This window comes from Myxococcus sp. MISCRS1 (assembly GCF_026626605.1).
In the GTDB taxonomy this organism is placed as follows: Bacteria; Myxococcota; Myxococcia; order Myxococcales; family Myxococcaceae; genus Myxococcus; species Myxococcus fulvus.
The window spans coordinates 190,749-205,673 of record NZ_JAPNKB010000001.1 but is presented as its reverse complement, the minus strand read 5'-3'; the positions used below and the strand labels follow the sequence as shown (position 1 = coordinate 205,673).

Genomic DNA, 14,925 nt, shown 5'->3' with positions numbered 1-14,925 from the left:
TCATCCCCAATCCGCGTCACGACGCAGTACCGGAGGTCTTCATCTTGGGTAGCGCACGAATCCTGGCCGTGGACGACGAACGCGACACGTGCGAGGCGCTGGCAGAAATGCTCGGCACCTGGGGGCACAAGGTCGAGACGGCCTTCGACGGGCACGATGCCCTGCGCAAGGCCGGCGAGTTCCGCCCGGACGTCGTCCTGTCGGACCTGGCGATGCCCGAGACGGATGGACTGTGGTTGCTGCGCAACCTCAAGGAGGAGCTGCCGGACTGCCCGGTGGTGTTCCTCACGGGGCGCGGCACCATCGACGCGGCGGTGGAGGCCATCCGCGAGGGCGCGTATGACTTCATCGTCAAGCCGCTCGACACCGCCCGCCTGAAGGTCTGCATCGACCGGGCGCTGGAGAAGAAGGAGACCCTGCGCGAGGTGCAGACGCTGCGCCGGCGGCTCAAGCAGCTGGGCTCCTCGGATCTCATCGCCCAGTCGGCGGGCATGCGCAAGGTCATCGAGCTGGTGGAGAAGGTGGCCCCGTCCAAGGCCAGCGTGTCCATCAGCGGTGAGTCCGGCACGGGCAAGGAGGTGGTGGCGCGCGCCGTCCACAACCTGTCCCTGCGCCGCGACAAGCCCTTCATCGCCATCAACTGCGCGTCGATCCCCGCCACGCTGATCGAGTCGGAGATCTTCGGCCACGAGCGCGGCGCCTTCACCGGCGCGGATCAGCGCCGCCCGGGCGTGTTCGAGCTGGCCCACGGCGGCACGCTGTTCCTGGACGAGCTGGGTGAGATCCCCATCGACCTGCAGGCGAAGCTCTTGCGCGTCCTGGAGGAGGGGCGCCTGCGCCGGCTGGGTGGCAAGGTGGAGATCGAGGTGGACGTGCGCGTCTTGTGCGCCACGAACCGCGACCTGAAGCAGGAGATCAAGAACCAGCGCTTCCGCGAGGACCTCTACTTCCGCCTCAACGTGTTCCAGATCCACCTGCCGCCCCTGCGCGAGCGGCGCGAGGACGTGCCCATCCTGGTCCAGCACTTCGTGGACAAGTTCCGGGGGGACTCGGCCAAGCGCGTGTCCGGCGTGCACCCGGAGGCCATGGAGGTCCTGAAGAACTACGAGTGGCCGGGCAACATCCGCGAGCTGCGCAACGCGGTGGAGCGCGCGGTGATCCTGTGCGACGGGGAGCTCATCACCCGCGAGCACCTGCCGCCGGACATGGCTGGCAAGGGCCCGGAGCGGCATACCTTCCGGTTGCCATTCGGGTTGAGCCTGGACGCGGTGGAGCGTGAGTACATCCTCGGCAGCCTCCAGCGCAATGGCAACAACAAGGCGCGCACGGCGGAGGTGCTCGGGGTGAGCGAGAAGACGCTCTACAACAAGCTCAACCGCTACGCGGCGGAGGCTCGCACCCAGCAGTCCGGTCCTGGAGGGCCGTTGGGCGGGCAGGGGAGCGATGGTCCGCTGAGCGCCAGCAACCTGCTGGCGCGCTGACCTGACGGGTAGGAAATCCGCTCCGGATTCCGCGCTGTTGGAGCGGCTCGGAGACGGTGCGACGGGGGCCTCGGCAGGAGGGGTCGGCAGGGGCCGACCCTCCGCGAAACCCCGCGTCAATTCTTGACTTTTGACCTCTGGACAAGGGATTCTGCGGTCGCCTCCCACCCACAGGGAGGGCCCGGCCGTACAGGTCGACGCTCCGGGCGACTCCGAAGCCTTCAACTCGGCAAATCAGGAGTGTGCATCAGGGTGCCGCCGGGGGGGCACAAGGAAGGCCACAACGCAATGAGCGACGCGCGAGTTCTTCACTTCTTCGGCGGCAAGGGCGGGGTCGGCAAGACCACGCTCGCGGCGGCGTACGCGTTGCGATTGTCGGAGGAGGCCCCGAAGGAACGGGTGTTGCTCGTCTCGCTGGACCCCGTGCGCTCCCTGTCGGATCTGCTCAAGAAGAAGCTCGGCGCGAAGCCGACGAAGCTCGTCGCCGGCAAGGGCGAGGGCGGCATCTGGGGCCTGGAGCTGGAGCCCGCCGCGCTGCTCAAGCCCTTCCTCGCGGAGTACCTGCCCGCGCTGAAGAAGGCCGCGGTCAAGGGCACGCACTTCACCGAGGAGGAGCTGGGCTCGCTGTACCAGCAGGCCATCCCCGGGCTGGAGGAGCTGGTGGCGCTCTTCCATGTCGTGGCGCTGATCGACGACAAGGATTTCGACCGGATCATCGTGGACGCCTCGCCCACGTCGCACACCCTGCGGCTGTTCGATCTGCCGGTGGGGCTGCGCAAGTTCCTGGGCCTGGTGCGCGCCGGTGAGAAGCCAGCCGCGACGACGGGCAAGGGCAAGAAGGCGCAGGAGGCCGCGGCCGCGGAGCCGGGTTACCTGGAGGCGCTGGGACAGAAGGCGGAGAAGCTGCTGGCGCTCTTGAAGGATCCCGCGCGCACGGCCTTCCACCTGACGGCGCTGGCGGAGCCGGTCCCCGAGGCGCAGACGCGCATGCTCTTCACGCAGCTGCGCGAGCGCGGGCTGCCGGTGACGGAGATCGTCGTCAACCAGGTGGAGGACCGCGAGGGTTGCCCCGCGTGTCAGGGCCGCCGGGGACTGCAGGCGCCGCACGTGCGCAAGTTCCAGGCGATGGACAAGACGGTGCCGGTCCACCTGCTGGGTCGCCGCGAGGTGGCGCCGCGCGGGCTGGACGGCGTGGGTCTGTTCGCCAAGGCGTGGGCGGGTGGCAAGGAGACGAAGGCGCTGGAGTTCGCCGCCGCGGAGGGCCCTCCGGCCCTGGTGCGCGCGCCGTCCATGCCGCCCATCGCCGCGCCGCCGCTGCCTCCCACGCGGCTCATCTTCTTCGTGGGCCAGGGCGGCGTGGGCAAGAGCTCCTGCGCGGCCGCGGCTGCCGTGACGCTGACGGAGAAGGAGGGGCCGGTGCTCCTCATCTCCACGGACCCCGCGCACTCGCTGTCGGACGTGCTGCAGAGCCGGCTGACGGACACCGAGACGCAGGTGAAGGGCACCAAGGGCCTGTACGCGCGCGAGCTGGACATGGCGGGCTGGTTCAACGCCCTGCGCAAGCGGCTCAAGGAGAAGGCGGAGAAGGCCTTCGAGGGCGCGCCCAAGGCGGGCAGCGAGGTCCCGGCGGATCTGCTGTACCTGCGAAATCTCCTGGAGTGCGCGCCCCCGGGCATCGACGAGCTGGCGGCGATGAGCGTGCTGACGGACGCGCTGGTGCAGGAGCGGTTCAAGCGCATCGTGGTGGACTCGTCGCCGGTGGTGAACTCGGTGCGGGTGGTGGAGCTGGCGGAGACGGCCAAGACGTGGCTGGGCGCGCTGCACACCGTGCTCAACAAGCACCGCGCCAAGGGCCTGGGCGAGCTGGCGGACGACATCGCCGGGATGATCAAGCACGCCAAGCGCTTCGAGGAGGCCCTGGCGTCCCCGTCGGAGGCGCGCTTCGTGGTGGTGACGCGCGGCGAGGACCTGGCCGCGGCGCGCACCGAGCGCGTGGTGGAGTACCTGAAGGAGAAGAAGCTCCCGGTGGAGCGCATCCTCGTCAACCGCGTGGGCCCCAAGTCCACGTGTGAGAAGTGCGAGAACCGCCGCAAGCTGGAGCTCAACGCGGCGAAGGCCATCGAGAAGAAGCTGGGCCTGCCCGTCACCATGGCCCCGGCGCTCGGTCGTCACCCGGCCGGCCTGCGCGAGCTGAAGGCGTTCCGCACGGCGTGGTACGCGCTGTCGCCGCCGGCCGCGAAGATCAAGGCCGCCTGAGGTCCCACTGGGGCGGCTCTGGCCGCCTCAGGCGTCACACTCGGACGGCGCGTCGGTGAAGGTTCCCCACTGGGGGAACGTCAGCGCACCGGTCTCGGTCAGCGTGCCCGTCACGGGCGCCTCGCCGCGCAGCCGCAACTCCACCTGGCGCCCCTTCACGGAGTACGTGCCGGAGAGCTCCGAGCGGTGGGGCTTTCCCTCCGCGTCCACGTCGCGATTCCAGAGCGTCACGCGGCCCTGGGTGCGGAAGCGCAGGCCCCGGGTGGTGCCGTGGACACCCACGCCCGGGCCGTACCAGCTCACGTTGCGCAGGAGGAAGGGGACGTCGGCCTCCTTCTCCGGGACGCGGCCCTGCAGGCGCTGCCAGCCGAGGGTGTCCCGGATGCCGTCGAAGTCCGCGTCCTGGCGGGCGCGCGTCAGCCGGCGGGCGTCCCGCTTCACGGCCTGGGTGAGGTGCTCGACGATGACGTCCCGGTGGGCACCGTACTCGCAGACCTGGCCCTGCTTGCGGAGCACGCCCAGGGTGGCGGCGGTGTTGTAGCGGGGCAGGGCGTAGTCCGGGGCCGCTCGGACGGCGGCCTGGAACTTCTCCAGGGCCTCTGGATAGCGGCCGGCCTGGTACAGGCGGAAGCCCTCGGTGTTGAGGGCCCTTGCGGGGGCCGGGACGGGGGCGGCGCTCAGCGCGAGGACGAGCAGCGGCAGGGCATGAAGCATGGCGTCCGGAGGGGCGTGGGGTGTCCGGCACCGTGACACGGTGCGGTGCGTAAGTGCTTGCGCGTTGAAAGGTGCCATACCCTGGTGCTAGTTCCGCGCCATGGCAACCGGCATCAGTTACGCGCTCGACTTCGAGCGCCCGCTCATCGAACTGGAGAAGAAGATCGATGAGCTCAAGGCGTTGTCCACGGGTGGATCCGCGGACTTCACCTCGGAGATTTCGAAGCTCGAGAAGAAGGCGAAGAAGCTCCAGACGGAGATCTTCAGCGACCTGACGCGGTGGCAGGTGGTGCAGATGTCCCGCCACCCCGCGCGGCCCTACTTCCTGGATTACGTCCGCTTCCTCTTCACGGACTTCGTGGAGCTGTGCGGAGACCGGCACTTCGGCGAGGACCCGTCCATCGTCGGCGGTTTCGCGCGCTTCGACGGCAAGCCGGTGATGGTGATGGGGCACCAGAAGGGCCGCAACACCAAGGAGAACATGGCGCGCAACTTCGGCATGCCGCGCCCGGAGGGCTACCGCAAGGCGCGCCGGCTGATGGAGCTGGCGGAGCGCTTCGAGAAGCCCATCCTCACCTTCGTGGACACGCCGGGCGCGTACCCGGGCATCGGCGCGGAGGAGCGCGGACAGGCCGAGGCCATCGCCGTCAACCTGGAGGTGATGAGCCGACTGCGCGTGCCCATCATCTCCACGGTGGTGGGTGAGGGCGGCTCGGGTGGTGCGCTGGCGGTCGGCGTGGGCAACCGCGTGCTGATGCTCCAGAACAGCGTCTACTCGGTCATCTCGCCGGAGGGCTGCGCCTCCATCCTCTTCCGCGACGCCAGCAAGGCGGACAAGGCGGCGGACGCGATGAAGCTGACGGCGAGCGACCTGCTCCAGATGAAGATCGTCGACGAGGTCGTGCAGGAGCCCGCGGGTGGCGCCCACCGCGATCCGGCGAAGATGGCGGAGGCCTTGGGCAAGACGCTGCGCAAGCACCTGACCCAGCTGGCCGAGCTGACGCCCGACGGCCTGGTCAAGGACCGCTACGCGAAGTTCCGCGCGCTCGGTGTGTTCTCCGGGCGCTGAGCCAGCCACCGCTCATTCGAGCCACCACTTCCAGGGCCCCGTCTCCCATGCGACCTCTCGTTCCTTCCTACGTCGAGACGCTCAAGCCGTACGTCCCGGGCAAGCCCATCGAGGAGACCGAGCGCGAGTTCGGGCTCTCCGGCGTCATCAAGCTGGCCTCCAACGAGAACCCGCTGGGGCCCTCCCCGCGGGCGCTCGAGGCGATGCGGCACGCGTCCGCCCAGGTGCACCTGTATCCGGATGCCACGTCGTTCCACCTGGTGCGCCGGCTGGCCGCGTCCCTGGGCGTGCAGCCTCAGGAAGTGGTGCTGGGCAGCGGCTCCAACGAGCTCATCGAGCTGCTCATCCGCACCTTCACCACGCCGGAGGATGAGATCCTCCTGTGCAAGAACTCGTTCGCCGCGTACCGCATCTCCGCGCAGGCCCACGGGCGGCCCTTCGTGGAGGTGCCGATGCGCGAGGGCTACCAGTACGACTTGGAGGCCATGGCGCGCGCGGTGACGCCGCGCACGCGGCTCATCTTCCTGGCCAACCCGGACAACCCTACGGGCACGGCGTTCGGCCGCGAGGCGCTGGAGAAGTTCCTGGCGGCGGTGCCGTCCGAGGTGCTGGTGGCCTACGACGAGGCCTACTTCGAGTTCGTCGACTGGCCCGAGTACGTCAGCGGGGTGGAGCTGTTCCGGCGCCACCCGAACCTGGTCGCGCTGCGCACGTTCAGCAAGATCCACGGGCTCGCCGGCATCCGGCTGGGCTACGGGGTGATGGACGCGAAGCTGGCGACGTACGTGCAGCGCACGCGCATGCCCTTCAACCTCACGGTGGTGGCGCAGGCGGCGGGGCTCGCGGCGCTCGAGGACACCGAGCACGTGAAGCGCACGCGCGAGAACAACCGGGAAGGGTTGCGCTACTTCGAGGCGGAGCTGCCCAGGCTGGGAATCACGCTCACGAAGAGCCACGCCAACTTCGTGTTCGCCGACTTCCGCCGCTCATCCACGGAGCTGTATGAGCTGCTGTTGCGCAAGGGGGTCATCGTCCGGCCGTTCGCGGGCGGCGGCTTCCCGACCTGCCTGCGCATCTCGGTGGGCACCGCGTCGGAGAACGAGCGCTGTGTGCGCGCGCTGAAGGAGGTGCTCGCGTGACGGGCGCTCGCTGCTTCATCGTCGCCATCGATGGTCCCGCGGGCGCGGGCAAGTCCACGGTGTCCAAGCTGCTGGCGCGCCGGCTCGGGTTCAGCCTGGTGGACACGGGCGCCATCTATCGCTGCGTGGCGCTGCTCGCGCGGCGTGAGCGCATCGCCTACGACGACGATGCCCGCCTGGGCGAGCTGCTCGGCCGCGTGCACATCCACTTCCAGGTGGTGGGTGAGGAGAACCGCGTGTTCCTCGGCGACGAGGATGTGTCGGGGGAGATCCGCTCGCCGGAGATCTCCATGGCCGCCTCGCAGGTGTCGGGCCGCCCGGTGGTGCGCGCGGGGCTGCTTCAACTGCAGCGGCGGCTCGCGCTCGAGTCGAGCAAGGGCTCCATCCTGGAGGGGCGCGACATCGGCACGGTGGTGTTCCCGGACGCGGACGCCAAGTTCTTCCTGGAGGCCAGCCCCGAGGTGCGCGCGCGTCGTCGCTTCGAGGAGCTGTTCCAGAAGGGCGTGGAGAGCAGCCTGGGCGACGTGCTCGCGGACCAGACCAAGCGCGACAAGGACGACTCCGCGCGCGCGGTGGCCCCGCTGAAGGCCGCGGACGACGCCGTCCGCGTGGACTCCAGCAGCCTCCCGCTGTCGGAGGTCGTCCACAACATGGAGGCGGAGATCCTCCGCCGCATGGCCGCGCGAGGGTAGGGGACGGGCCCAAAGCGACGGGCCCGCCGCCGCTCGACTTCTAGAAGGTGACGCCCTCCTTCGAGGGGGCGGGCACCACGAGCGACAGCCGGGGCTGCTGGGTTCCCTGGGCGCCGTAGAAGCCGTGGTAGAGGAACAGGTCCGCCACCACCTGCTTCACGTAGCCGCGCGTCTCGCGGAACGGGATGGACTCCACGAAGAGGTCCAACGGCAGGTCACCGCGCTCCTGGGCCCACTTCGCCGCGGCGGTGGGGCCCGCGTTGTAGGCGGCGGCCGCGAGCACCGGATGCGCGAAGCGCTCCATCAGCCGTGACAGATACCAGGCCCCGTAGCGGATGTTGCGTTCGGGCGAGAAGAGGTCCGCCGGCGCGGGAGCCGGCTCGGCGAGCTTCTGCGCGATCTCCGTCGCCGTCTTCGGAATGATCTGCATCAGCCCGCGCGCGTCCGCCGCGCTCATCACCTCGGGCTTGAACGCGCTCTCGCGGCGCATGATGGCCCAGACGAGGAACGGGTCGACCTTGTGCGTGGTCGCCGCCTGCTCCACGGCGTTGGAGAACGCGCGGGGGTAGAACGCCGCCAGCGCGTCCGGCTCGCGCGAGCCGAAGGCCCGGCCCCACAGGTGTCGCGCCGCCACGGTGTGCGCGTGGCCGAACTCGCCCAGGCTCAAGAGCGCGTGCGCGAACGGCAGCGCCTGGTCCGCCGAGCGCAGCCTCGCCACGTGGGTCTCCACCTCGTCCGCCGCGTCCCGGAAGAGCCCCGCGCGCGTCAGCTCCACCGCGAGCGCCAGCTCGGGAGGCCGTGGCAGCTCCAGCGCCAGGGGCGGCTTGGGGAAGCGCGCCGGAGCCGGCCGTCCCAACTCCTGGAGCCGCTCCGAGGCGAGCAGCGCGTAGAACGACGCCGGAGACGAGGCGATGAGCCGCTCGTACTCCGGCCCCACCACGTCCGCCGTGGCGCCGCCCAGTTCCTGGCTGCGCGTCATCCAGTAGCGGGCCTGGGGCGCGAGGCTTCCTCGGGGATAGGCCGTCACCAGCGCGTCCAGCGCCTCGCGCGCCTTGGCGTAGTCCGCGAGCCGCAGATACGCGAGCGCGCGGAACCACATGCCCTCGTCCCGACGGCGCGAGCGCGTGTAGCGGTCCGCGTGCGAGGTGAAGGACTTCGCGGCCTCCTCGAAACGGCCCGCCTGTAGATCCAACCAGCCCGCGAAGAAGGCGCCTTCCTCACCCGCTGACTGCGCCGCGTACTTCTTGGCCAGGCCCGCCATCAGCTCCCGGGCCCTGTCGTTGTCATCCGCCCGCAGGGCCCGCCGCGCGACGACCAGCTCCGCCTCCGCGGCCGTTTCCGCAGAGCCCTTGCGCGCCAGCGCCAGCGCCTTGTGCGCCTCCTCGTCCCGCTTCTGCGCGAACAGGCCCTTGGCCCTCAGGAGCGACACCTTCGCCGACTGTTCCTTGCTGAGCTTCTCACCCGCGAGCGCGTCCAGCTCCGCCAGCGCGCGCTGTGACGCGCCACCCGACAGGAAGCCCTCGGCCCGTCGCGTGCGCTCGGCGAAACCCAGGCGCACCGCGGGGCGACGCTCGGAGAGCGCCTTCAACGCGTCATCGGCATACGGGTGTGTGGGAAAGCGCAGCGCGACCTCCAGCAGGTCCGCCTGCTGACCCGCGCGGTTGCCCGACTCGCCCCGCGCCTGCGCCCGCTGGAACAGCAGCTCCGGCGTGGGCGTGGCCTTCACCGCCGACTCGAGCACCCCCACCGCCTGCTTCGCCTTGCCCGCCTTGAGCAGGGCTTCCCCCAGCCGGGCCCGCGCGCGGGTCACCAAGTCCAGCGGCGCCCCCGGGAACTCCAGCACGCGCGCGAAGTCGAGCGCGGCGTCCGGTGCGTCCCCGGCGTAGAAGCGGGCCTGGCCCAGGTAGAAGGCGCGGTAGGGCTCCAGCAGGGCGGGGGCGGGGTTGGCCGCCAGCATGTCCCGGGCCTCGGCCGCGCGTCCCTCGGAGAGGGCCAGCGTGCCCGCCAGGAGGCCCAGCCGTCCCGCATCCGCGCAGCGCTTCGCCGCGCACTCGGTCCACTCCCGCTCGGCCAGGGAGGTCGCGTCCGCCTGGTGAAGCCGTACGGCCTCCAGGGTTGTCGGGGATTGTCCGAGGGAAACCCCCAGTGCACACCCCGCGACCATCCCCATCCAGCTCATGTGGTTCTTCCTTTCACGACGCGGCTTTGCGACCAGCCAACGAGATGCATCCGTCAGGCATTCCCCTCTCACACCAGGGGGGTGGTTTGACAGCCGGCCCGACAAGTCCTAAATCCGCGCGCCATCGGGCCGGTCCGAACTGTTCTTCATCCGCAGCATTCGCTGAAAGCGTTCAGGCGATTACGTGCTCTTGGGTCCGCCGAGTGGACCCATTGCGTCACCCGGGGTGCATCACTACGTTGCGCGGCCGTTGCGCGCTACCCCGGTCCGTCGAAGCCTGGCGGGACCTGTCGTCCGGTAACACTGCTCGTTCACAGCGCTCGGGGGGGAAACAGCACAGAGGGAGGGCTCCATGAAGCCGTGTCCAGCCGATCTGCCGCAAACCATCAATCCCGAGGCCGGGCCGAAGCGTGCCGGCGTCGAGACGCATCGCAATCTGAATTGCCATCAGTACGACAACTGCCTGGATGAGGCGGTGCGTCGTGGGTGGCAGTCCTTCACCTGCATGAAGTGCCCGATGTACCAGCACGTCGCGCCCCCGCAGATGGGGCTCGAGGCGTACGCCACCCAGCGTCGCCCCGTCTGATGCCGCACCGGAGTCGCTTCACCGTGTGAGGGGATGCCCCGTTATGGAGAGGGGCGCCCCACACGGAGGTTCCGCCCGTCGTCACTGCACGGCGGCGTAGATGACGGCGACCCAGTATTGCTTCGCGCCGAAGCGCTTCGAATCCCCGCGCACCACCCCGACGCCCACCCGGTTGTTGGTGGCCTCGGCGACGCTGCGGGACTCGGGGAGCGAGGCCGGGTCCGACACCACGAAGAAGTCCACCGACGCCGTGCCCGCGTCGGGCAGCACCTGGAACACGCGCTCGTGCAGCGGGGCCTCGCCCGGCTGCGCGGCCGGTTGGTCCATCTCCAGCGCGTGCCGGGCGTGCGCCTGCGCGAGCGACTCCAGCACCTCGCTGCGCGCCATGGGCGGCAGCTTCTTCGCCGTGCGGTGGCGGGCCAGCGCGTCGTAGGCGTCCTGCCTGGGATTCTCCGGGTCCGCGGACGCGGGGGACGCGGCGGTGAAGACCTCGGTGACGATGGCCTCGTTGCGTCCGCCGACCTTCTGGAAGGTGACGCCCACGCCCATGAACCGGAAGCCCGGGTCCAGCAGGTTGCGGCGGTGGCCGGGGCTGTGCTCGATGCCGAAGTGCGCCGCAAGCGGCCCGGCGGCCTGACCCAGGTTCTCACCCGCCCGCACGTAGCGGGTCCCTGGCGGGAGTCGACGGGTGAGGGTGCTGCCATCCGGGGCCACGTGCGCGAAGAAGCCCTCGGCGGACATGCGCTGGCTGTACGCCTGGGCCACGCGCTCGAGCAGCGGGTCCGGCGTCAGCTCCACCAGGCCATGCGCGCGGCGCAGGGCGTTGATGCGCTCATGGAGCGCCACGCGCGCGGTCTCCACGGTGGTGGGCTCCACGTTGCTCTCGCGCAGGCCGCGTCGGCGCACCTCGCCAATCTGCGTGAGGAACAGCGAGGTGACCTCCGGTCCCGCTTCGCCTCGCGCCACCACCTCCACCGTGTAGGTGCCGGGGGTGAGGAAGTCCAGGCGCGAGCAGAAGTCGGAGCCCTGGGTGCCTCGCCGCGTGAGCGGGACGATGATGACCTCGCCATCGGGACGGGTGACGTAGATCTCCGGCTGGCTCAGCGAGGGGCCCAGCCGTCCGCAGAGCGTCTGGACCGCGCGCTCACCGGGCATGACGCGCGGGAAGGGGCGCAGCTCCGCCTTGCGGTCCGACAGCAGCGTCACCAGCGCGGCGCGCTTGTCGACGAACGCGACGCCCACGCCGAAGTGGGTGGCCCGCTCCGTGTTCAGGTCCGGCCGGGCGCGCAGGGACTCGAGCGCGTGCTGGTGGGCCCACGCTCGGATGACGAGCGCCCGGGGCGCGGGGTCCGCGGCGCCCGCGTCGCTGATGGCCTCGGTGAGCGTGAAGAGGTCCGGCGCGCCGGTGAAGGCCCCGCTGAGCGCCTCGCGCGCCAGCCGTCGGGCCGCTTCGACGAGCGAGGCGTCCTCGGCGGGGGCGCGGCGGCCCACGCGCTCGAACTCGCGCACCACGTGCTGCGCGGCTTGCTGCTCCATGGCCTCGGTGGGCGTCAGCGGCACCTTCGGCTTGGGCGGGGGCGCCTGTTGTTGTGCGGGCGGCGCGGCCGGGCCACGTGGCGCGGGCGCGGCGGTGAGCAACAGGGAGAGGGCGAGCGCGGCGATCATCGCCCCTCCCAACGGAAGGCGAGCGCCTTCACCGTGTCCGCGCCCAGCCGCTCGTTCAAGCGGGCGCAGAGCGACGCGGCCTCGGGCTCCAGCGTGCGCGCCCACTCGGGGCTCGTCACCGACACGAGCAGGGTGCCACCCTCGAGGGCACGAGGGGTCGCATGGCGGGCAATGTGCGCACCCACCACCGAGGCCCACACCGGCGCCAGGGGATGTCCGCGCCCGGACTCACCGGCGAGGCGACCCAGGACTCGGGGGAGAAGGCTTTCAAGTGACTTCGGCTCGCCGCGGGCCATCGCGCGCGATGATGATTCGTGAGACCCTGAAAGCCAACCTTCCATTGCGTGGTGGAAGGGCGAGCGGGCGGCCGGGTCCGACGAAGTCCAGTGGAGGCAGGTCGAGCCTCCACGACGTCGCGCGTCGGTCGTCGTCCCTGTAAGGTCGAGGGTGTTCCGCCCCCCGGGAGCCGCATCGCATGAGTCGCTCGCTTCGTCCCTACCTGCTGTCGGCCCTCGTGTGTGTGCTGGGGATGCTGGCGGGCTGTGGTGACGCGTTCGACTCGACCCCTGGCATCCCCGCGGAGCCCAAGCCCAAGCCGACGGCGTGCGCGGTGGACCAGGACTGCCCGGACCCCGCGCTCTTCTTCTGCAACACCGCGCAGTCCCGCTGTGAGCCCGCGTGTCGCACGCGCGCGGACTGTGGCTCGGCCCGGCGTCAGGAGTACGCGCTGCCCATGTGCGACGCTCCAATGGGGTGCGAGTGCGACATGAACCGGTGCATGGCGGCGCTGTGCGCGGCGGACGCGGACTGCGAGGTGGACGAGGTCTGTCGCGATGGCGCCTGCGTGGCGCCGCCAGCGCCCGTGCTCGCGGCCTCGTGTCAGGTGACGCCGGACGTCGTCATCGGGCGCCCAGGCACCTCCGTCGTCTTCAACGTGTGGGTGCGTGACGCCGCGGGCAGGCCCGTGGTCCCCCTTGACGGAATCGCGTGGGAGGCGCGCGCGCCGAGGGTGAAGGGGGGCGGCTCCGGGCCCCGGGTCGCGCTCGTGCTGGGCGAACCCGGTGTGGATCGCGAGGCCGTCACCGTCCGCGTCGGCTCGGCGGTCTGCTCCGCGAATGTCACCGTGCTGAGCCCCGAGGTCCCCGACGGCGGGCTCCGCGTGCTGGTGGTGGATGAGCTGACGGGACGCTCCCTGCCGCTCACCACCATCGCCATCTCCAATGAGAAGGGCGAGGTGCTCGACACGGCGCTGACGGGGCTGGACGGCGCCACCTGGGTGCCCGCGTCGGGGACGGTGGGCGTGACGGCCTTCCACCCGGACTTCGGCTACCTCACCCTGGCCCGCCATGAGGTCGAGGAGGGGCGCGACCTGCGACTCGCGCTGCGGCGCAATCCGTTGGACCTCTCGGGTGGACTCCAGGTCGACTTCGTCGAGCCGCGCGTCGTCACGCCGCCTCCGTTGACGACGCGGTCGCGGCTGCGGCTGGGATTGACGGGCCTGTCGGTGCCGGGACTCTTCTCCGAGGTCTCGACGGAGACGTTGCTGGGGTTCGAGCGCGAGGTGGAGGTGGATGCGGGCGGCACGCGCAGGCTGTCGCTGCCGTCGGGCACGGCGTTGTGGGTGGAAGGAGGGGTCGCGCCGCGGGTGTCCGCGCCGGGCGTGGCGGGGGTGTGTGACTTGTCGCTGTCGGGCGTGTTGGAGCCGGAGCTGTCCATCGCGATGGGCACGTGCGGCACGCGCTCGGCGTGGGCCGTGACGGGAGGCCTGCCGGTGGCGGAGCTGCCCCTCAACGCGTTCGACCTGGGCATGGATCCGCTGCTGATGCTGGGTCGGCTGCTGGTGCTGTCGCCCGACTTCCACTCGTCGGTGGTGCGCGACGCGTCCTTCCGCCTGGTCCCCACGCCGGGCCTCGTCGAGGGCGGGCCCCGACCGGACGCGGTGACATATCCGGAGGGGGTGTCGCTCGACTTCGAGGGCGTGCGGCTGGCGTTCCCGTTCGCCGTGCGCGTCCCGGCGCTGCCTCGCTACCGGGGTGCGTATCTGGACCGGGCCTATGTGCTGAGCACCGTGGCCGCGCCGGGTCGAGGGCTCGTGCCGCTGGGCCTGGGCGCCGCCGCCAATGTCGCGCCGGCGGATCCGAACACGGACGCGGACTCGCGGCTGGGACAGCCCGGCGTGATGTTCGTGCGCATGGCCCCCGCGCACCACGGGCTGGAGGGGCAGCCCTACCGCCTGCTCATGGGCGCCTCGTCCCGGGCGGCGCGGGATGATGCCTCGGCCGGCGTGGCGACGAGCCTGGTGGTGGCGGACCTGGCGGGGCCGCTGTTCGACCCGTCGGGGGAGCACCCGGTGCAGACCTGGTCGGGCTTCCTGCCCATCCCCGAGGACGTCCGCTACAACTTCGATGGCGCGGCGGAGGCCCGGGGGCTGGGGCCGCGTGAGCTGCGCGGCGAGGTGGACGGGCCCGCGACGTTGATCCGCGTCGTCTTCACCAACCGCCTCGGGCGCAGGTGGACGGTGCTCGTCTCTCCCGATGACCTGGAGGACGGGGTCCGGGTTCCCCGGGCGCCCATGGGCATCGAGGACCGGACCTTCTTCGGGGACCACCAGGGCTCGCGCTCGCTCTTGCGCACGGAGGTGTTGCAGGTGACGGGGCGGGACTCGCGGGATGAGCTGGGGCCCTCGCGACTGGCCGCGGCCGATGGGCCCGGGCTCGACCATGTGGGGGACCTGACCCAGGCCGCGTCGTCCCTGGACGTGGGACGTCCCGAGGTGGCCTGGCTCTATCCGGAGCTGGAGGGACAGCGGCTCACCCGGGGGAGCGCCGTGCGGGTGCGGGTCACCGGTTTCCGCCTGGGGACCAGCGCGGAGGCGGACGGCCGCGTGCGCATCGTGGTAAGGGGCGGCGCCAAGGGGTGCGAGGAGGTCCTCGTGAGTGACACGGCCTCATCTCCCACCTCGGGCGAGGTGGAGCTCCGGCTGCCGGCGAGCTGCTCCGGCCTGGGGGTGTCACTCATCGCGTCACTGGAGGACCCCGAAGGTCGCCTGCTCCGGCCCGCGGTCTCGGCCCTGCGAGGCGTGGATATTCCCTAGGTCAGGCGCGGATTCCCTACCCGGAGTCGCGTGCTCTGACTCGCTTTCTT

11 protein-coding genes are annotated in these 14,925 nt (G+C 71.0%); 7 read left to right on the top strand and 4 right to left on the bottom strand.

The genetic code is table 11. From position 1 onward, the window contains the following. The first annotated feature begins 44 nt into the window (after positions 1–44). The gene (gene nla6, locus OWM54_RS00660; RefSeq protein WP_267696325.1) at positions 45–1,481 is read left to right on the top strand and encodes an enhancer binding protein Nla6; all 1,437 of its coding nucleotides are present in this window, start codon (positions 45–47) and stop codon (positions 1,479–1,481) included. A 288-nt stretch (positions 1,482–1,769) separates the two neighbouring features. Beyond that, complete coding sequence (locus OWM54_RS00655) at positions 1,770–3,737, top strand: ArsA family ATPase (protein WP_267696324.1); 1,968 nt, start codon at positions 1,770–1,772, stop codon at positions 3,735–3,737. Positions 3,738–3,764: 27 nt separating this feature from the next. On the opposite strand, the gene OWM54_RS00650 is transcribed toward OWM54_RS00655, so the two are convergent. Next, positions 3,765–4,451, bottom strand: a complete 687-nt coding sequence (locus OWM54_RS00650; protein WP_370640405.1) for a tetratricopeptide repeat protein — start codon at positions 4,449–4,451, stop codon at positions 3,765–3,767. A gap of 100 nt (positions 4,452–4,551) precedes the next feature. On the opposite strand from OWM54_RS00650, the gene OWM54_RS00645 reads away from it, so the two are divergent. The 3 genes from OWM54_RS00645 to cmk are packed head-to-tail and all read left to right on the top strand — an operon-like array spanning position 4,552 to position 7,351. Further along, positions 4,552–5,520 (top strand): acetyl-CoA carboxylase carboxyltransferase subunit alpha, encoded by a 969-nt coding sequence (locus OWM54_RS00645; RefSeq protein WP_141323911.1) that lies wholly within the window; start codon positions 4,552–4,554, stop codon positions 5,518–5,520. Positions 5,521–5,567: 47 nt separating this feature from the next. Beyond that, the gene (gene hisC / locus OWM54_RS00640) at positions 5,568–6,659 is read left to right on the top strand and encodes a histidinol-phosphate transaminase (RefSeq protein ID WP_267696323.1); all 1,092 of its coding nucleotides are present in this window, start codon (positions 5,568–5,570) and stop codon (positions 6,657–6,659) included. After that, on the top strand, positions 6,656–7,351 hold the full coding sequence (gene cmk, locus OWM54_RS00635; protein ID WP_223784443.1) for a (d)CMP kinase: 696 nt from the start codon (positions 6,656–6,658) through the stop codon (positions 7,349–7,351). Before hisC ends, cmk begins: the two co-directional genes overlap by 4 nt. 40 nt (positions 7,352–7,391) lie before the next feature. Here cmk and OWM54_RS00630 read toward each other — a convergent pair whose 3' ends face one another. Further along, the gene (locus OWM54_RS00630; RefSeq protein WP_267696322.1) at positions 7,392–9,530 is read right to left on the bottom strand and encodes a transglycosylase SLT domain-containing protein; all 2,139 of its coding nucleotides are present in this window, start codon (positions 9,528–9,530) and stop codon (positions 7,392–7,394) included. A 352-nt stretch (positions 9,531–9,882) separates the two neighbouring features. Between OWM54_RS00630 and OWM54_RS00625 the strand changes: the two genes are divergently transcribed. Beyond that, positions 9,883–10,116 carry a hypothetical protein gene (locus OWM54_RS00625; RefSeq protein ID WP_046713590.1) on the top strand — a complete coding sequence of 78 codons (234 nt, stop codon included), beginning with the start codon at positions 9,883–9,885 and terminating at the stop codon, positions 10,114–10,116. 81 nt (positions 10,117–10,197) lie between these two features. Here OWM54_RS00625 and OWM54_RS00620 read toward each other — a convergent pair whose 3' ends face one another. Both OWM54_RS00620 and OWM54_RS00615 read right to left on the bottom strand, forming a co-directional pair. Then, the gene (locus tag OWM54_RS00620; RefSeq protein ID WP_223749912.1) at positions 10,198–11,781 is read right to left on the bottom strand and encodes a CAP domain-containing protein; all 1,584 of its coding nucleotides are present in this window, start codon (positions 11,779–11,781) and stop codon (positions 10,198–10,200) included. Further along, positions 11,778–12,077 (bottom strand): DciA family protein, encoded by a 300-nt coding sequence (locus tag OWM54_RS00615; RefSeq protein WP_223749911.1) that lies wholly within the window; start codon positions 12,075–12,077, stop codon positions 11,778–11,780. The genes OWM54_RS00620 and OWM54_RS00615 overlap by 4 nt, the downstream gene beginning before the upstream one ends. A 179-nt stretch (positions 12,078–12,256) precedes the next feature. Between OWM54_RS00615 and OWM54_RS00610 the strand changes: the two genes are divergently transcribed. Further along, on the top strand, positions 12,257–14,875 hold the full coding sequence (locus OWM54_RS00610) for a carboxypeptidase regulatory-like domain-containing protein (RefSeq protein WP_223784446.1): 2,619 nt from the start codon (positions 12,257–12,259) through the stop codon (positions 14,873–14,875). Positions 14,876–14,925 lie beyond the last annotated feature (50 nt).